The sequence below is a fragment of the Labrys monachus genome, assembly GCF_030814655.1.
In the GTDB taxonomy this organism is placed as follows: Bacteria; Pseudomonadota; Alphaproteobacteria; order Rhizobiales; family Labraceae; genus Labrys; species Labrys monacha.
The window spans coordinates 1,329,604-1,346,443 of the sequence record NZ_JAUSVK010000001.1; the positions used below are offsets into that span (position 1 = coordinate 1,329,604).

Below are 16,840 nucleotides of genomic sequence, written 5' to 3' on the forward strand. Positions count from 1 at the left end.
GGATACGTCATGACGAAGCATGGGAAGGGCGGGCTTTCCCGCCGCGAACTGTTGAAGGGCGGCGTGGCGCTGGCCGGTGCGGCGGCGGGCGTGAGCGTGTTGGCCGCGCCGGCGGTGCATGCGGCGGAACCGATCACGCTGCGCTATCTTTCGACCGCGACCAACCAGGCCCCCGCCATCGCGGATCAGGCCTTCAAGGACATCGGCGTCAAGATCCAATATGTGTCGGTCGATACCGACGACGTCACCAAGCGCATCATCACCCAGCCCAATTCCTTCGACCTCGTCGACACCGAATATTTCAGCCTGAAGAAGCTGGTGCCGTCGGGCAATTTGATGGGCATGGACGCCAGGAAGATCAAGCTGGTCGACAAGCTCGCCACCGTGATCACCAAGGGCGAAGTGGACGGCAAGAAGATCGGCGACCAGGGCACGGCGCCCAAGAAGGTGTTCTATCTCGAAGGCCAGCATTCCAAGAAGTTTGCCGCCGAGCCGACGGAATGGATCACCCTGATCCCGACCACCTACAACGCCGATACGCTGGGGATCCGCCCCGACCTGATCAAGCGTCCGATCTCGAGCTGGTCGGAACTGCTCAATCCGGAATTCAAGGGCAAGGCGGCCATCCTCAACATTCCCTCGATCGGCATCATGGATGCCGCCATGGTCGTCGAAGCCACCGGCAAGCACAAATATGCCGACAAGGGCAACATGACCAAGGACGAGATTGACCTGACGATGGCGACCTTGATCGAAGCCAAGAAAGCCGGCCAGTTCCGCGCCTTCTGGTCGGACTTCAACGAGAGCGTTAACCTGATGGCCTCGGGCGAGACCGTGATCCAGTCGATGTGGTCGCCGGCCGTCACCGCCGTGCGGCTCAAGGGCATTCCCTGCACGTTCCAGCCGCTGAAGGAAGGCTATCGCGCCTGGGCTTCCGGCTTCGCTTTGCCCAAGACGCTCAAGGGCAAGCAGCTCGACGCGGCCTATGAGTTCATCAACTGGTTCCTCTCGGGCTGGGCCGGCGCCTATCTCAACCGCCAGGGCTACTACTCGGCCGTGCTGGAGACCGCCAAGGAGCACATGGAGCCCTATGAATGGGCCTACTGGATGGAAGGCAAGCCTGCCGAGAAGGACATCCACGGCCCGGACGGCGGCCTGCTCGAAAAGGCCGGCGCCACCCGCGACGGCGGCTCCTATGCCGAGCGCATGGGCGCCGTGGCCTGCTGGAACGCGGTCATGGACGAGAACGAGTACATGGTCCGCAAGTGGAACGAGTTCATCGCGGCGTGATCCAACGGCCGGTCTTCGGACCGGCCTCTCTTTCGCACGCATGAGGGAACCGGTCTTCGGACCGGCCCCTCCCTTGGGCATATGAGGAATGCCGGTCCGTGACCGGCGCACCCTTTCACCGGGCAGGTTCTCCATGGCGGCCAGCACAGCCACAGCGACAGCGACACTTCCCGCGACGGCGCCGGCCGGCGCGCCGCCCTCCGTCCGCTCGCGCTGGGCGCCCTATTGGCAGGCGGCGCCGCTCACCGCGGTCTTCCTGGTGTTCTTCATCCTGCCTTTGCTGGCGACCTTCATCGTCAGCTTCTGGAACTACACCGAATACTCGATAGAGCCTGACTTCAAGATCCAGAACTACATAGATGTGTTCGACAAATGCGTCTCCGGCCTGCCGGACCTGTGCACCACCTTCAAGACCTATATCTCGACGCTGAAATTCTGCCTCATCGTCTGGCTGTCGACGCTGGTGCTCGGCTTCACCGTCTCCTACTACATCGCCTTCGAGATCCGCAGGCCGACGACCCGGCTCATCCTGGCGCTGGTGTGCACCATCCCGTTCTGGACCTCGAACGTCATCCGCATGATCTCCTGGATTCCGCTGCTGGGACGCAACGGCCTGATCAACCAGATGCTGATCGGGCTCGGCATCGTGCGGGATCCGCAGGACTGGCTGCTCTACTCCGACTTTTCCGTGATCCTCGCCTTCGTGCATCTCAACACGGTGTTCATGATCGTGCCGATCGTGAATTCGATGTCGCGTATCGACCGGTCGCTGATCGAGGCTGCCTACGACGTCGGCGCCACCGGCTGGCAGACCCTGACCAATGTCGTCATTCCCCTGTGCAAGACCGGCATCGCCATCGGCTCGATCTTCGTCATCACCGTGGTGATGGGTGATTTCATCACCATCGGGCTGATGGGCGGCCAGCAGATCGCCTCGATCGGCAAGACCATCAATGTCGAGATCAGCTATCTTCAGTTCCCCATCGCGGCCGCCAACGCGATCATCCTCCTGGCCGTCGTGATGATGATCATCGCGGCGATGGTCCGCTTCGTCGACATCCGCAAGGAGCTTTGAGATGCGCGAAGGCCGCAGCCTGACCTTTGTCGTCCTGACCGCGATCTTCGCGCTCTATGTGCTGTTCCTCTACGGGCCGACCATTACCATCCTCATCCTGTCCTTCCAGGGGCCCGACGGCGGCCTGACCTTCCCGATGAACGGGGTGTCGCTGCACTGGTTCTCCAATCTGTTCCAGGGCATCGGCGTCGCCTATGTCGGAGACGCCTTCCTGCGCTCGCTGGAGCTCGGCCTGCTCGTCGCGTTCCTGACCGTGGTGATCTCGGTGATGGCGGGGCTCGCCTTCCGCCGGCGCTTCCGCGGCGCCAACATCCTGTTCTATACCGCGATCGCCAGCCTGATCCTGCCTTCGATCATCGTCTCGCTCGGCATCGCCCTGGAGTTCCGCATCGTCGACGATGCCATCAAGGCCCTGGGCGACAATTACGGCATCGAATGGATCCAGGACAATTTCCAGACCCTGGTGGGCGTGTTCACCTCCGGCCTCGGCGCCCATCTCACCTGGACGCTGCCCTTCGGCCTGCTGATCATGTTCGCCGTCTTCAACCGCTTCAACCCCTCCTATGAGGAGGCGGCGCGCGACCTCGGCGCCACGCCGTGGCAGACCTTCCGGCATGTCGTCCTGCCGATCATCGCGCCCTCGCTCGTCGGCGTCGCCCTGTTCGGCTTCACCCTGTCCTGGGACGAGATCGCCCGTACCAGCCAGGCGATCGGGGCGGAGAACACACTGCCTCTGCAGCTGGAGGGCATGACCACGACGGTGACGACGCCGGTGATCTACGCGCTCGGCACGGTGACGACGGCAATCTCGATGGCGGTGATCCTCGGGGCCATCGCCATCCTGATTCTGGTGCAGCGCCACCGCGCCCGGCGCGGCTCCGACGCCGGCAAGGGGCTGGTATAGGCAGGCCTCTGGGCCCATACACGCTGGGACGGGCTGTCCCGGCAACCCCGCCGAGCCGCCGGCCCTTGTTCTCGGGCCCGCTGGCTTCCCGACGCGGATCCCGTCCTTATTCGCGCATGCGCGGCCGTCCGACAGACGGTGTCCGTCGATTTGTAGTTGACAAGGAAACTTTCCGAATATAGTTTCCTTGTCAACTAAGGAAGCCGGCGCGGTAGCGATGCTTGAAGTCTCACATCTGACGTCCCACCTGGGTTACTGGCTCCGCTACGTATCCAATCATGTCTCCCGAGCCTTCGCCGCAAAGCTCGAAAGCCGGAACGTGACGGTTGCCGAATGGGTGGTGCTTCGGGAACTCTATGGAGAGGACGCGATGGCGCCGAGCCACCTGGCCGAACGGCTGGGGCTGACACGCGGTGCGATCAGCAAACTGGCCGACCGGCTGATCGCCAAGGATTTCGTCCTTCGCGAGGACAGTCCGGATGATGGGCGTGCCCATACCTTGGCGCTGAGCCCGGCGGGCCAGGCCCTGGTGCCTGCGCTGTCGGCCCTCGCGGACCGGAACGATGCCGAATTCTTCGGGGATCTGACCGCCGGGGAGCGGGAGACGGTCGAGCGTATCCTGAAGGCCGTCGTCGAGCGACGCGGCCTGAAGGGTATCCCCGTCAGCTGAGCAGATGCGTTCAGGCAGCGCTCCAGGTGGCGGATTCCACACATCCATCGTCATGAAAGGAACGCGCCATGGACGCGCAACAGGCAAGGCTTGCCCAACGATGCCTCGACGCCGCCGAGGGCAATACCATGACCTTCCCCCAGATCGTCGCCGCGCTGATGGAAGGCGGCTTCGAGAGCTACGGCGTCGACCTGCGCCGTGCGGTCGCCACCTACTACCTGCCGAGCGGGGAGAGCGTCGAAGTGCCGACCGCCGATACCGCCGCGGCGGTGAGCGAGCGCTTCGATGCCGCCGCCCTCGAAGCGGCCATTCGAGAGGCGCAGGCACTGGTTCCCGGCTACACCTACAGGGGCTTCTGCGTGAAGGCCAAGTCCGCGGGCTGTACGGGTTATATGGTGTCGTTCCTGGGCCGGCGGGCCGTCTATTTCAGCCGGACCGGCGAGGTCCATACCGAACATTTTCCCTCGCAGCCCTGATGTCCGGCTGGCGGGGATGGCCGCCGGGCGCGCGGCCCAGGGGGTCACGCGCGGAGGAGGACTTTCTCTTCCACCGGTGCCGCATAGGCGCGCAGGAAGGTGCGCACCGCATCGCGTGAGGCCCGTTCGAGTTCATCGTCGGTCGGCATCCCGCCGAACAGAGTGGTCATCTGCAGGTCGGCGTTGACGAGGGCGAGGAATTGCCGGGCGGCGAGGTCGAAATCGTCGGCGTGCAGGGCGCCGGCATGGCCGAGCCGGCAGAACAGCGCCGCGAGCGCGGTGGCGAGCTTGCACGGGCCTTGTCGCCGCCACGTCTCGAAGAGGTGCGGGTAGCGCTCGCCCTCGGATTGTACGAGCCTGCGCAGGAATTTGCCGTCGTGATTGCACAGGCAATTGCGGGCGAGCCGGACCGCGAAGGCCGTGAGATCGTCCTCCAGATTGTCCGGCCTGTCCGGAAAGGTCGCCAGCATCGCGAACAGCGCGGCATTGGCCCGTTCGACGACGTCCTCGACGACCGCGAGGAACAACGTCTCTTTTTCCCGATAATGGTTGTATATGGTCTGGCGGGACACGCAGGCTCCGGCGGCGATCTCATCGATGCTCGCGCCGGAAAAGCCCTCGCGGCAGAACACTTCGGCGGCTGCGTCGAGGATCGACACCCGCTTCGAGCATTGTCCGCGCTGGGTCGGGGCGGCCGCTTTTGCCGCAATGTGATCACGCCTTCGCATTAAGGGAAGATAAGGCGTGTTGACGGGTTAGACAATACTGTCTAATTTGACACGAACGTCCAAATTAATGGGCATCCGAGTCCAGCCCTCAGTCGCGGTGCTTCGAGCCCGCATGGAGGGCTGAATCGCTGCCGCAGGCCGAGAGGCGGGCGCAGCGAGGCCGGATTTCCGCCATTCTTGAAAGATTATTGCGATGACGACGCCTTTCTTCCGCATTGCGCTCATCCTCGGCCTGCTTTCCGCCATCGGCCCCTTCGCGATCGACATGTATCTCCCGGCCCTGCCGTCGATCGGCAGCGACCTGCATGCCGACAACCGCCTCGTGCAGATGACGCTGCTGGCCTTCTTCATTCCCTTCGCGCTTTCCCAGCTCGTCTACGGCCCGCTCGCCGACATGCTCGGCCGCAAGGTGCCGCTCTATATCGGCATCGGCCTGTTCGCGGTGGCGAGCATCGGCTGTGCGACGGCCGGCTCCATCGAAACGCTGATCGCCTTCCGCTTCCTGCAGGGCATCGGCGGGGCGGCCGGCATGGTGATCCCGCGTGCCATCGTGCGGGACATGCACACCGGCGTGCAGGCGGCGCGGCTGATGTCTCTGCTGATGCTGGTCTTCAGCATCTCGCCGATCCTGGCGCCGCTGACGGGCAGCGCCGTCATCGCCTTCTATGGCTGGCGCGGCGTCTTCTTCGCCGTGACGATCGCCGCCTTCGTCGGGCTCATCCTGCTCGCGACGCAGCTCGACGAGACCCGTTCGAGGGAGGAGCGCTCCGAGAGCGGTTTCCGCAGCACCGTCGCCGCCTATCGCCTGCTGATGGGCGACCGCGACTTCCTCACCCTGACATTCATCGGCGGTCTCGGCATATCGGCCTTCCTCGTCTATCTCTCGAACTCCTCCTTCGTGCTGATCAACCATTATGGCCTGACGCCGACGCAATACAGCCTGGCCTTCTCGATCAACGCGGTGTCGTTCTTCACCGTCTCGCAGCTGACCGGGCGGCTCGGCGCCCGCTTCGGCCTCGTCCGGGTGATGCGCCTGGCGCTGACCGCCTTTGCCGCCACCATGGCCACGATGATCGTCGTCATGGCCGCCGGCTTCAGCCAGCTGCCGGTGATGGCGACATTTCTCTTCGTCGGCTACGGCTTCCTCGGCCTGGTCATCCCGACGACCGCCGTGCTCGCCCTCGAAGACCACGGAGCGATCGCCGGCACGGCATCGGCGCTGATGGGCACGCTGCAATTCGTGACCGCGGCCATCGCGATGGCGGTCGCCGGACTGTTCTTCGACGGCACGGCCGTGCCGATGGCGGCGGGCATCGCCCTCTGCGCGGTGGCGGCCTTCATCCTGATGCAGGCGACGGTCGCCCGCCGCGTCGTCGGGGCGGAAGCAGCGGCGGAATAGGCGAGGGGGCGGGCGGTCTCGGGCCGGTAGTCCAGGATTGTCCGTCTTGAAAAGCGACGCCGACGACGATGCTCGAGGCCAAGAAGGCCGGCCGGCGGATGCTGGCCGGCCCTTTTTTCGAGGCGCTGTCGGCGTCGCCGGCGGGTGCGCCCGCGGGACGCGCCGGGAGAGGAAGGTCCGGTCGCCGCTGCCGATGGCGAATTGCGCGCCGTGAGGGAACGCAGGCCCTCGGCCGCGGTTTCCCCGCTATCGGCGGGAGTGCCCGGAGGTGTCCATGCTCGACTATACCGATGCCCGACGGCAGATGGTCGAACGCCAGGTTGCGGGACGGGGCGTGCGCGACGAGCGCGTGCTGGCGGCGATGCGCGCGGTGCCGCGCGAGGCCTTCCTGGCGGGGGGAATGAGCGAGTTCGCCTATGAGGATGCCCCGCTGCCGATCGAAGCCGGCCAGACCATCTCACAACCCTATATCGTCGCGCTGATGACGGAAGCGGCGGCGCTCGGGCCACAGGACCGCGTGCTCGAGATCGGCACCGGCTCGGGCTACGCGGCCGCCGTGCTCAGCCGCCTGTGCCGGCAGGTCTTCACCGTGGAGCGCCATGCCGAGCTCGCCGACCTTGCCCGTGACCGCCTGCACCGGCTGCATTGCGACAATGTCGTGGTCCGCACCGGCGACGGCACGCGAGGATGGCCGGAGGAAGCCCCTTTCGACGCGATCATCGCCACCGCCGGCGGCCCCGCCATACCCGGCACGCTGCGCGCGCAGCTGGCCATTGGCGGCCGGCTGATCATGCCGATCGGCGAGGAGATGCGCCGCCAGCATCTCGTCAAGCTCGTTCGCCATGGGCAGGACGACTATAGCGAGGAGGATCTCGGCGACGTCCTGTTCGTGCCGCTGATCGGCGAGCATGGCTGGCGCGACGATGCGGCTGCCCACCGTCCGGATCCGCCGGTCGCCCGCACGCTGCCGCAGCGGATCGCGCAGGCTGCCGAGCCGCTTCCGACGCCGGAGGATCCGGCCTTCGGTTCCGCTTTCGATCGCTTCCGGCATGCCAGGGTGGTCCTGCTCGGAGAGGCGAGCCACGGCACGAGCGAGTTCTACCGGGCGCGTGCCGCGATCACCCGCCGCCTCGTCGGGGAGCACGGCTTCACCATCGTCGCGGCCGAAGCCGACTGGCCGGATGCCGCGACGATCGACCGCCATGTCCGCCTGAAGCCGTCCGATCCGGGCCAGAGGCCGCCGTTCCGCCGTTTCCCGACCTGGATGTGGCGCAATACCGACGTCGACGCCTTCACGCGCTGGCTGCGCCGCCACAACGCCGCCCTGCCGGCCGCGGCGCGCGCGGGTTTCTACGGGCTCGACCTCTACAATCTCTCGGCTTCGACCCGGGCGGTGATCGACTATCTCGACCGTGTCGACCCGGAGGCGGCGGCCGTCGCGCGCCGGCGCTATGGCTGCCTGACGCCGTGGCAGAACGACCCGCAGGCCTATGGCCGCATGGCGCTGAGCGAGGGATACGCGCCCTGCGAGGAGGCGGTGGTGCGCATGCTCGCCGAGATCTGCGCAAGGGAGCTGGACTTTGCGGCCGCCGATCCCGACAGCTTCCTCGATGCCTCCCAGAATGCACGCCTGGTGCGGGATGCCGAACGCTATTACAGAGCGATGTTCTATGGCGCGGCGGAAAGCTGGAACCTGCGCGACCGCCACATGTTCGAGACGCTCTGCCACGTGCTCGACGCCAAGGGCCCGTCCGCCAAGGCCGTGGTGTGGGCCCACAACAGCCATATCGGCGATGCGCGCAAGACCGAGATGGGCCGCGTCAGGGGCGAACTCAATATCGGGCAGCTCTGCCGCGAGCGCTTCGGCGCCGACGCGGCGCTCATCGGTTTCGGAACCCATGCCGGGACCGTCGCCTGCGCCTCGGACTGGGATGAGCCGATGGAGGTGAAGCAGGTCAGCCCGTCGCGCTCCGACAGCTATGAGAGGCTGGCCCATGATACGGGCGTGCCGCGTTTCCTGCTCGATCTCGGGGCGGCTCCCGCCTTGCTGCGCGAGGCTCTCATGAAGGAGAGGCTCGAACGCTTCATCGGCGTGATCTACCGGCCGGAAAGCGAGCGCTGGAGCCACTATTCGGCCTGCACGCTGCCCGAGCAGTTCGACGCCTATGTCTGGTTCGACCAGACGTCGGCCGTCACGCCCATTCCCACCCCCGAGAGCGGCGGCGAGGAGGAGACCTACCCGTTCGGCCTGTGAGACGGGGCCGGAGGGATGCTCAAGTGATGCGTTCAGATCGTGTCGACCGTCATTCCGGGGCGCCCGAAGGGCGAGCCCGGAACCCATAAACGCGGTCTTGTGAAGGTTACGGTTCTGGGTTCCGGCCTTTCGCTTCACTCCAGCCGGAATGACGGGCTCTGCGGTTCAACCTGAAACCATTACGTTCCGGCACAGTGCCGGGGCGAGCAGGCCTATGGCATCTTGCCTTTGGATGGCCCAGCGCCGCGGCCCTCACGGACCGGCCAAAAAAAGACGGCCGGGACGAGCCCGGCCGTTGCTTGGATCAAGTCCAAAAGTCACCATCCAGAGGGGAACGTCGAAGGGCGGCTCGCCACCGGGAGGGGATGGGCCGCGCCCTCGACAAGGTGGGATATAGGGAGGGAACGTTTTCATTACAATGCCGCGCCGCACATAACGGCATTGCGTGATGCGCATGCGCGCAGCAGGCCCGCAAAAGCATCGTCGGCATTGCCTATGTTCGTGCGTCTGCCTCTTTTCCGGTCATTTCATGTTCGTCGCTGCCGAGGCGCGGCAAGCCGGCCTTTTCGCCCGACAGGTGGCCCTCGACGATATCGAGCGCCGTGGCGACCTCGTCGAACCAGCCGGCCGAGGCGAGATGGGAGCGCACGCGCTCGTTGAGGCCGCCCTTCGTCTCGTGATGGGCCGGATCGAGCTGTTCGCCGCGATCGAGACCGTCCAGCCCGATCGCTGCCAGGCCCGCGAACATCGAGCGCACATAGCGGGTCGCCACATCGGGCGCCACGCTGCGCGAGGACAGCCAGTCGACCATGCGGTTCTGCATGGCGAAATGCGACGACATCATCGCGCTGGCGTTGGAGACGGCGGTGAGGTCGCTTTCCCTGTCCGCGACGATCAGGTCGCCGAGACCGCCGAAGAGATCTTCGACGAGGGCGTGGCCGGGATGGAGCACCACCGGCCCCCTTCGCAGGCGGATCCCGGGAAGCGGAATGGCCCGGCACACCGCGGCGGCCGGCCGCACCTTCTCCCGCACCAGCGCAAGCGGCACACCGGCGAGGAAGCTCACCACCACCTGGCCGTCACGGAAGGGCAGGGCGGCTATGCCTTCGGCCAGCTGCTGGGGGCGCATGCCGAGAAAGACGATGTCGCTGCCCTCGACCACGGCCGCGCTGCTCGCCGCGCGCTCGACATTCGGATAGCGGGCGGCCAGGGCGCGCGAGGTCTCCTCCGACCGCGGCGAGACCAGGATCGTGCAGCGATCGCCGTGGGTCTCCTGCAGGCCGCCGATCACGGCCTGCGCCAGCGTGCCGGTACCGACGAAACCAAGACGCAACATGGCGCAACTCCTGATGGGGATGGAGGGGGAGGTGGGGCCGGGGCGCTCAGGCGCTTTCGCGGCCTTCGAGGGAGATCCAGCGCCGGAATTCGGCGACGGCGGGCTTTTCGGAAAAGTCCGGGCTGGTCAGGACATGGAAGCCGGCGCCGGTCTCGACCTCGAGGTCGAAGGGGCGCACCAGCCGGCCGGCCTTGAGATCGCTCTCGGCCAGCAGGCGGCTCGCCAGGGCGACGCCCTGGCCCTGCACCGCCGCGTCCAGCATCAGGCCGGCATCGTTGAAGTACAGCGTCTCCTCGAAGGCCATGCCGCCGGCGCCCGCCGCACCGAACCAGGCGCCCCAGAAGCTGCCGTTGACGACCTGGAGCAGCGTATGGCGGCTGATGTCGCTGGGCACGAGGAGCGGCGGCCCCTCCCGCAGCAGCGCCGGGCTGCATACGGGGAAGAGGCGGTCGGGCGCCAGCAATTCGATCCGTGCGTTGGGCCAGTTGCCCTGGCCCCAGCGTATGGCGACGTCGATATCCTGACGGTCGAAATCGACGGGATCGTTGGAGGCGAGCAGCGTCACCTTGAATTGCGGATTGAGCTGCATGAAGCGCTTCAGCCGAGGCACCAGCCAGCGCGAGGCGATGGAGGGCGGGGCGTTGACGCACAGGATCACCGGCGCCTTCGGGTCGGCGATGCGCTCGCAGGCGCGCAGCAGCAGCGCCATCGATTCGCCCACCGCGCTGGCGAGCGCGGTGCCTTCGCGCGTGAGCTCCACCCGCCGCGGCATGCGCCGGAACAGCCGCACCTCCAGAAGCTCCTCGAGCTGGCGGATCTGCTGGCTGACCGCCGACTGGGTCACGCAGAGCTCTTCGGCGGCGGTGGTGAAGTTGCCGTGCCGCGCGGCGGCGTCGAACACGCGGAAGAGGTTGAGCGGCGGCAGCCTGGCGGCGCGCCGGCCCGCGCGCAGATCGTGCGATGTCCCGAGCGCCGGCGCATCGGCGACTATCGTCCCGTTTGCAATGGCGAAGATGCGCTCCTCCGGCTTCTTGTCCATCTCAGGCGGCATCCCGGAGACTTGCATCCCGCAATTCGAGGCGGTCGTCGAGCTGGGGGATGACATCGCAGCCGAAGCGCTCGATCGAGGCCAGCGTCTCGCGGCGGCCGATGCCCGCAAATCCCATGAAGCAGGACAGGTGCGTCGGCCGCAGCGCCTCCAGTTCCTCGGCCAGCTTGTCGGCGCAATAGTCTGCCGGCCCGATCACCGCATTGTCGAGGAAATCGTCGAGCGGCGGTTCGTCGTTGAGCGGCATCAGCCGCAGGAACGGGCCGTCCTTGCTCGGGCGCGCGGTGGACAGGGGCAGGGCCGCGCGGGCGAGGTCGCGCACGCATTGCGCCGCATGGCGCGCTTCCTCCGGATCGTCGGTGACGTAGACATAGCGCTGCACCGCGAGTGGCATGGCGCTGGCCTGCCCGCCGGCCGCCTGCCAGCGCTCGGCGATCATGTCGCGGAACGCCCGCGCCGCGGCGAGGCCGCGATGGCCGAAGCTCATGAACGGGGTGTGGCCGCGCGTCGCCATCCGTCCCACCAGGTCGGGATGGCTGCTCGCGACGAAGAGTTCCGGCATCGCCAGGCCGAAAGGCCGCATCGACAGTTCCGTGCGCGGAATGGCGTGGAAGCGCCCGGCATATTCGACCACGCCGCTGGTGAGGCCCTGCTCCAGGATGTCCCAGGCCTCCAGCATGCGCTGGTAGCGGTCGGCCGGGTCGACATGGAATCGATCGAACTCATAGGGCTGGTAGCCGCAGCCGAGACCGAGGGCGAGGCGCCCATGCGTCAGCAGATCCGCGAAGGCGGCCTCCTGCACCAGGCGCAGCGGATCGTAGAAGGGCAGGGCGAGCACGGCGGGGCCGAGGCGGATCTGGGTCGTCTCCGCGGCGCAATGGGCCACCATCAGCAGCGAGGACGGGCAGATCGAATGGTTGGTGAAATGATGCTCGGCGAACCAGGCGACGTCGAAGCCGAAGTCCTCCGCCATCTTCACCATATCGATCGTCGTCTTCAGGACCGACGCCGGGGATGTGTTGCGGTCATACAGGCCCATGAGATTGAAGAGGCCGAGTCTCGTCATGGCGGTCCTCTCGTCGCGGCCGGCGCGGCTCCCGCCCGTTCCGCGGGAGCGAATGTCACGTCAGGCGCGATGCTCCTTTGCAGCATGCGCCCTCTCTTTGCCCGGGAGCATAGGAAGCGCGGGGAAGTTCGGCAAATTAGCTGTTCTTATGCTTGGCCAAGCCCCGCTTGCGGAGACGGGAGAAGGGCGATTTTCCTTATCGCTCCATAAGAATTCATCGTTTGCCATGGGGGCCTGCGCTCTGGGACAGTCGCTTCAACGGCACCGGGATGTGCCGGCAACAGCCTACGTCTTCCGGAATCGGAGCCTCCATGCAGGGTCAAGCCATTATCGTCACCGGTGGAGGCAGCGGTCTCGGCCGGGCCATCTGCCTCGGCCTCGCGGCGGCGGGCGCCGAGGTCGCCATCATCGAGCTCAACGCCGAGAGCGCGGCGGCGACCGTCGACGCGATCAAGGCCGGAGGCGGGCGCGCCTTCTCGGTGATCGGCGACATCACCACGCGCGAGAGCGCCAAGGCCCTGGTCGATGCCGCGGTGGCGCGGGCGGGCCGGGTCGATGGCCTCGTCAACTGCGCCGGCGTCTATCCGCGCCGCCCCATCCTCGAGATCACCGACGCCGACTGGGATTTCAGCTTCTCCGTCAATGTGCGCGGCCTCTACAACGTCTCGGTGGCGGCGATCGCCCACATGCAGGCGCAGGGCGGCGGACGCATCGTCAACATCGCCTCGATCGACGCCCTGAAGGCCCATCCGAAGAATGCCCACTACGCCGCGATGAAGGCGGCGGTGGTCAGCCTGACCAAGAGCATGGGCCTGGCCTGCGCGCCCGACAACATCCTGATCAACGGCGTGGCGCCGGCCGGCATCGCGACCGAGAAGGCCCGCGCCGCCGGTTTCCTCGGCGAACTCGCGGCGCAGACCGCGCTCGGCCGCGCTGCGGAGCCCGAGGATATCGCCGACGTCGTGATCTTCCTGATTTCCGAAAAGAACAGATACATGGTCGGCGAGACCGTCGCGATCAGCGGCGGCTATTTCATTCCATGATCAAGTCATAACCATTCAAGATCCGAGTATAAGATGCATTTCGGCATATTCAATCTCATGGGCCTGCGCGACAATCCCGGCGGGATCGCGGGGGTCATCGACGATACACGCAGCATGGTGAAGCTGGCCGAGGATATCGGCTTCGACATCGCCTGGTTCGCCGAGCACCACTTCACCAACTACTCGATCAGCATGTCGCCCCTGATGGTCGCCGCCCATATGGCGGGCCATACCAGCCGCATCCGGCTCGGCGCCGGCGTCGTCGTGCTGCCGCTCTACCAGCCGATGCGCGTCGCGCAGGAGATCGGGCTGCTGGACCAGCTCAGCGGCGGGCGGGCGGTGCTGGGCGTCGGGACCGGCTACCAGGCCTATGAGTTCGAGCGCTATGGCGCCGACGTCGCCCTGAAGACGGAGATCTTCCTCGAATATTGGGCCGTGGTCGAGCAGGTGCTGACGCAGGGCCGGGCCGCTTTCCAGGGCAAGCACGTCACGCTGCCGGAATCCGTGGTCACCATGCGTCCGGTGCAGGCGCCGATGCCGCCCGTCTACTGCACCTCGCCGCATCCGCCGATCCTCAAGGCCCTCGCGAAATGGGGCGGCGTTCCCTTCGTCACCGCCGGCTGGCGCGGCTCGGAAGCGCTGTTCGGCATCACCGAGCAGGTCCGCTCCGCCTGGGTCCAGGCCGGGCTCGACGGCGCCCGCATGCCGGTGGCGCTGCAGCAATATATCCACGTCACCGACAGCGCGTCCGAGGCGCTCGAAGCGGCCGAGCGCGCCCGCTATGTCGGGCGCATGGTGCATGGCCTGCGCAGCAATGTGCTGACGCTGAACGGCTCCTTCGTCGAAGCTGCGCCGCTCCCCGACGAGCCTGCCCTCGAAACCTTCCGCGATAACCTCCTGATCGGCGACGCGCACTATGTCGCCGAACGGCTGGTCGCGGAAATCCGCCGGCTCAACCCGGTCCACTACAATTGCTTCTTCCAGTTCGGCGACATGCCGGTCGCCCGGGCCCGGCGCGCGCTGGAGCGCTTCGGCGCCGAGGTGCTGCCGCTGGTCGAGCGGGAAGTGGGGCCGCTCGCGGCCATCGGATCGCCGGTAGCGGCCGCGGCTGAGTGACGGCGGGACGGGCCGGCCGGTGAGGCGGGCCCGGGCCGCATCCGATCTTTCGAACGACGCGGCCGCGAAAAGGCCGCGCGCCAACCAGAGGATGGACGATGTTGAAGAGGATATTCGTTTCCGCGGCGACGCTCGCCGCGGTGTTTCTCGCCGCAGCCGGCAGCCGGGCCGAGACGCTCGGCCCCGTCACCGACGCGCTCGGCGTGGTCAAGATCGCCAAGGGGCAGCCGATCGTCATCGGCGGCTATGCCTCGCAGTCCGGTGGCGATACCAACCAGGGCATCGACGAGTTGCGCGGGGCCGAGGTGGCGATCAAGGATGCCGGCGGCAAGGTGCTGGATTTTCCCGTCAAGCTGATCGAGGAGGATGCGCAGTGCACCGCCGAGGCCGGCCAGACGGCGGCGACCAAGCTGGCTGGCAACAAACAGATCCTCGCCGTGCTCGGACCGAGCTGCTCCAGCGGCGCGCGGGCCGGCGCACCGATCCTGTGGAAGCTCGGCGTTCCCAGCGTCGGCATCGGCGCCACCGCGCCGGCGCTCACCGCCGCCGACCGGCCGGAAGGCTTCCAGGGCTTTCTGCGCGTCGTGCCGAACGACCTCAAGAGCGCGGCCTTCACCGCCGACTATGTCTGGGACAAGCTCGGTCTGAAGAGCGCCGCCACCATCCATGACGGCAGCCCCTATACCGAGCAGCTCGTCCGCGCCTTCGAGAAGGATTTCATCGCCAAGGGCGGCACTGTCCTCGCCAGCGAGGCGGTCTCGCCCACCGACACCGACCTGCGCCCGGTGCTCACCCGCATCGCCACCAAGAAGCCGGCCCTGATCTTCACGCCGGTCTTCACCTCCACCATCGGCTTCCTGATGCGGCAGAAGGACGAGGTGCCCGGCCTTTCCGACACCAAGGTGATCGGAGGCGAAGGTGTGTTCAGCGCCAATGTGATCGAGGCGGTCGGCCCGAAGATCGTCGGCTTTAACATCGTCGGGCCCTCGACCGACCTGTTCTCCCCGCGCTTTCCCGCCTTCGTGAAGACCTTCACGGCCGATTACGGCGAAGCGCCGATCGGCGGCTTCAGCGCCTATGGCTATGATGCGGCGCTGCTGACGATGACGGCGATCAAGGCGGTGGCCCAGACCGACGCGGACGGCAACCTCTATGTCGGCCGCAAGGCGCTGTACGACGCCATGATGGCCTCCAAGGACCTGCCGGGTCTGACGGGTACGCTGAGCTGCGACGCCCATGGCGACTGCGCCGCCGCCACCTATGCGATCTGGGAGTTCACCAGCGACGACACGGCCTCGTTCGCGCCCGGCACCAATCCGAAGCGGATCTATCCATGAGCGAGGCCATGCATGCCGGCCGGGAGCCGGGAGCATTCGCCGAATGGCGGCGCCGGTCGACCTGGGTCGACCACGTGCTGCTCGCCATCCGGGCCGGCGTCGCGGTCCTCCTCCTCACGGGGCTTGCCGGCGGTCTCACCGCCGGCACCTATTCCCTCGCCGACTTCGTGTCCTTCGCGGTGTTCGGCCTCACCATGGGCAGCCTCTATGCCCTGATCGCCCTCGGCTACACCATGGTCTACGGCATCCTGCGCATGATCAATTTCGCGCATGGCGACGTGATGATGGTCGGCTCCTTCGCCGGTCTGTTCGCGGCGGGCGGCCTGAACGATCTCGGGCTCCTGCGGGCGGCGCCGCTGCTGGCGCTGCCGCTGGTGCTCGCCGCAGGCATGGCCGCCGGGGCCGCCGTCTCCCTCGGCATCGAGCGGGTGGCCTATCGGCCGTTCCTGCATGTGCGCTCGCTGGCGCCGCTCATCTGCGCCATCGGCCTCTCCTTCGTGCTCCAATATACCGCGCGCGGCCTGTTCGGCACGCGCAACCGGGCCTATCCGGGCTTCGGCTGGATGGAAGGCACGCTCGACCTGTTCGGCCTGCCGGTGCCGATCCCCCAGCTCGTCGCCTTCGGCGCGGCGCTCGTGGTGCTGGCCGGCCTGCTCGCCGTGGTCCGGCTGAGCCCGCTCGGCAAGGCGATGCGGGCGGTGGCCGAGGACCGCGACGCCGCCGCCCTGGTCGGCATCGACGTCGGCCGGGTCATCGTCGCCACCTTCGCCATCGGCGGCGCCATGGCGGGCGTCGCCGGCGTGCTCTATGCCGTGGTGTTCAAGCAGATCACCGTGTTCATGGGGTTTTCCCTGGGCATCAAGGGCTTCGCCGCCGCCATTCTCGGCGGCATCGGCAATCTGGGCGGCGCCCTTCTCGGCGGACTGGTGCTCGGCGTCGCCGAGGCGCTCGGGCCGGCCCTGGTCCTCGAGGGGTTCCACATTCCCGCGCCCTACCAGCTCAAGGACGTGATCGGCTACGGCATGCTCGTCATGATCCTGATCTTCCGCCCCCAGGGTCTGCTCGGCGAGCGACTCGCCTCGAAACGGGCTTGACGCC

At 66.9% G+C, this 16,840-nt stretch carries 15 protein-coding genes; 11 read left to right on the plus strand and 4 right to left on the minus strand.

Annotation, left to right across the window (positions count from 1 at the left end):
• Positions 1-9 precede the first annotated feature (9 nt).
• From J3R73_RS05815 to J3R73_RS05835, 5 genes are all read left to right on the plus strand, one after another.
• A complete protein-coding gene (locus J3R73_RS05815; RefSeq protein ID WP_307423596.1) occupies positions 10-1,290 on the plus strand; it encodes an ABC transporter substrate-binding protein in 1,281 nt (426 codons plus the stop codon).
• Between the two features lie 133 nt (positions 1,291-1,423).
• Complete coding sequence (locus J3R73_RS05820; RefSeq protein ID WP_307423599.1) at positions 1,424-2,365, plus strand: ABC transporter permease; 942 nt, start codon at positions 1,424-1,426, stop codon at positions 2,363-2,365.
• A 1-nt stretch (position 2,366) separates the two neighbouring features.
• A complete protein-coding gene (locus tag J3R73_RS05825) occupies positions 2,367-3,269 on the plus strand; it encodes an ABC transporter permease (protein WP_307423603.1) in 903 nt (300 codons plus the stop codon).
• A 217-nt stretch (positions 3,270-3,486) separates the two neighbouring features.
• Complete coding sequence (locus tag J3R73_RS05830) at positions 3,487-3,939, plus strand: MarR family winged helix-turn-helix transcriptional regulator (RefSeq protein WP_307423606.1); 453 nt, start codon at positions 3,487-3,489, stop codon at positions 3,937-3,939.
• Between the two features lie 68 nt (positions 3,940-4,007).
• Positions 4,008-4,415 carry a DUF1398 domain-containing protein gene (locus tag J3R73_RS05835; RefSeq protein ID WP_307423609.1) on the plus strand — a complete coding sequence of 136 codons (408 nt, stop codon included), beginning with the start codon at positions 4,008-4,010 and terminating at the stop codon, positions 4,413-4,415.
• 44 nt (positions 4,416-4,459) lie between these two features.
• On the opposite strand, the gene J3R73_RS05840 is transcribed toward J3R73_RS05835, so the two are convergent.
• Positions 4,460-5,143 carry a TetR/AcrR family transcriptional regulator gene (locus tag J3R73_RS05840; RefSeq protein WP_307423611.1) on the minus strand — a complete coding sequence of 228 codons (684 nt, stop codon included), beginning with the start codon at positions 5,141-5,143 and terminating at the stop codon, positions 4,460-4,462.
• Between the two features lie 193 nt (positions 5,144-5,336).
• On the opposite strand from J3R73_RS05840, the gene J3R73_RS05845 reads away from it, so the two are divergent.
• Together J3R73_RS05845 and J3R73_RS05850 are read left to right on the plus strand one after the other, a co-directional pair.
• Positions 5,337-6,542, plus strand: a complete 1,206-nt coding sequence (locus J3R73_RS05845) for a multidrug effflux MFS transporter (RefSeq protein ID WP_307423614.1) — start codon at positions 5,337-5,339, stop codon at positions 6,540-6,542.
• Between the two features lie 274 nt (positions 6,543-6,816).
• Positions 6,817-8,796, plus strand: a complete 1,980-nt coding sequence (locus tag J3R73_RS05850) for a protein-L-isoaspartate(D-aspartate) O-methyltransferase (protein ID WP_307423617.1) — start codon at positions 6,817-6,819, stop codon at positions 8,794-8,796.
• A 493-nt stretch (positions 8,797-9,289) separates the two neighbouring features.
• On the opposite strand, the gene J3R73_RS05855 is transcribed toward J3R73_RS05850, so the two are convergent.
• The 3 genes from J3R73_RS05855 to J3R73_RS05865 are packed head-to-tail and all read right to left on the minus strand — an operon-like array spanning position 9,290 to position 12,246.
• A complete protein-coding gene (locus tag J3R73_RS05855) occupies positions 9,290-10,132 on the minus strand; it encodes an NAD(P)-binding domain-containing protein (protein WP_307423619.1) in 843 nt (280 codons plus the stop codon).
• 46 nt (positions 10,133-10,178) lie between these two features.
• The gene (gcvA, locus tag J3R73_RS05860; RefSeq protein ID WP_307423621.1) at positions 10,179-11,171 is read right to left on the minus strand and encodes a transcriptional regulator GcvA; all 993 of its coding nucleotides are present in this window, start codon (positions 11,169-11,171) and stop codon (positions 10,179-10,181) included.
• 1 nt (position 11,172) lies between these two features.
• A complete protein-coding gene (locus tag J3R73_RS05865; protein ID WP_307423623.1) occupies positions 11,173-12,246 on the minus strand; it encodes an LLM class flavin-dependent oxidoreductase in 1,074 nt (357 codons plus the stop codon).
• A gap of 311 nt (positions 12,247-12,557) precedes the next feature.
• Here J3R73_RS05865 and J3R73_RS05870 point away from each other — a divergent pair, with 311 nt between their 5' ends.
• The 4 genes from J3R73_RS05870 (at position 12,558) to J3R73_RS05885 (ending at position 16,836) form a co-directional block, all read left to right on the plus strand.
• Positions 12,558-13,289, plus strand: a complete 732-nt coding sequence (locus tag J3R73_RS05870; RefSeq protein ID WP_307423626.1) for an SDR family NAD(P)-dependent oxidoreductase — start codon at positions 12,558-12,560, stop codon at positions 13,287-13,289.
• Between the two features lie 33 nt (positions 13,290-13,322).
• On the plus strand, positions 13,323-14,405 hold the full coding sequence (locus J3R73_RS05875; RefSeq protein WP_307423628.1) for an LLM class flavin-dependent oxidoreductase: 1,083 nt from the start codon (positions 13,323-13,325) through the stop codon (positions 14,403-14,405).
• A gap of 98 nt (positions 14,406-14,503) precedes the next feature.
• Positions 14,504-15,742 (plus strand): branched-chain amino acid ABC transporter substrate-binding protein, encoded by a 1,239-nt coding sequence (locus J3R73_RS05880; protein ID WP_307423631.1) that lies wholly within the window; start codon positions 14,504-14,506, stop codon positions 15,740-15,742.
• Positions 15,739-16,836, plus strand: coding sequence for a branched-chain amino acid ABC transporter permease (locus J3R73_RS05885; protein WP_307423633.1), 1,098 nt, complete (start codon positions 15,739-15,741; stop codon positions 16,834-16,836). Before J3R73_RS05880 ends, J3R73_RS05885 begins: the two co-directional genes overlap by 4 nt.
• The last annotated feature ends 4 nt before the right edge of the window (positions 16,837-16,840 follow it).

Coding starts and splice junctions, on each gene's coding strand:
- J3R73_RS05885 (WP_307423633.1), top strand. CDS start 15,739: ATGAGCGAGGCCATGCATGCCGGCCGGGAGCCGGGAGCATTCGCCGAA.
- J3R73_RS05825 (WP_307423603.1), top strand. CDS start 2,367: ATGCGCGAAGGCCGCAGCCTGACCTTTGTCGTCCTGACCGCGATCTTC.
- J3R73_RS05850 (WP_307423617.1), top strand. CDS start 6,817: ATGCTCGACTATACCGATGCCCGACGGCAGATGGTCGAACGCCAGGTT.
- gcvA (WP_307423621.1), bottom strand. CDS start 11,171: ATGGACAAGAAGCCGGAGGAGCGCATCTTCGCCATTGCAAACGGGACG.
- J3R73_RS05865 (WP_307423623.1), bottom strand. CDS start 12,246: ATGACGAGACTCGGCCTCTTCAATCTCATGGGCCTGTATGACCGCAAC.
- J3R73_RS05835 (WP_307423609.1), top strand. CDS start 4,008: ATGGACGCGCAACAGGCAAGGCTTGCCCAACGATGCCTCGACGCCGCC.
- J3R73_RS05855 (WP_307423619.1), bottom strand. CDS start 10,132: ATGTTGCGTCTTGGTTTCGTCGGTACCGGCACGCTGGCGCAGGCCGTG.
- J3R73_RS05815 (WP_307423596.1), top strand. CDS start 10: ATGACGAAGCATGGGAAGGGCGGGCTTTCCCGCCGCGAACTGTTGAAG.
- J3R73_RS05840 (WP_307423611.1), bottom strand. CDS start 5,143: ATGCGAAGGCGTGATCACATTGCGGCAAAAGCGGCCGCCCCGACCCAG.
- J3R73_RS05845 (WP_307423614.1), top strand. CDS start 5,337: ATGACGACGCCTTTCTTCCGCATTGCGCTCATCCTCGGCCTGCTTTCC.
- J3R73_RS05830 (WP_307423606.1), top strand. CDS start 3,487: ATGCTTGAAGTCTCACATCTGACGTCCCACCTGGGTTACTGGCTCCGC.
- J3R73_RS05880 (WP_307423631.1), top strand. CDS start 14,504: ATGTTGAAGAGGATATTCGTTTCCGCGGCGACGCTCGCCGCGGTGTTT.
- J3R73_RS05870 (WP_307423626.1), top strand. CDS start 12,558: ATGCAGGGTCAAGCCATTATCGTCACCGGTGGAGGCAGCGGTCTCGGC.
- J3R73_RS05820 (WP_307423599.1), top strand. CDS start 1,424: ATGGCGGCCAGCACAGCCACAGCGACAGCGACACTTCCCGCGACGGCG.
- J3R73_RS05875 (WP_307423628.1), top strand. CDS start 13,323: ATGCATTTCGGCATATTCAATCTCATGGGCCTGCGCGACAATCCCGGC.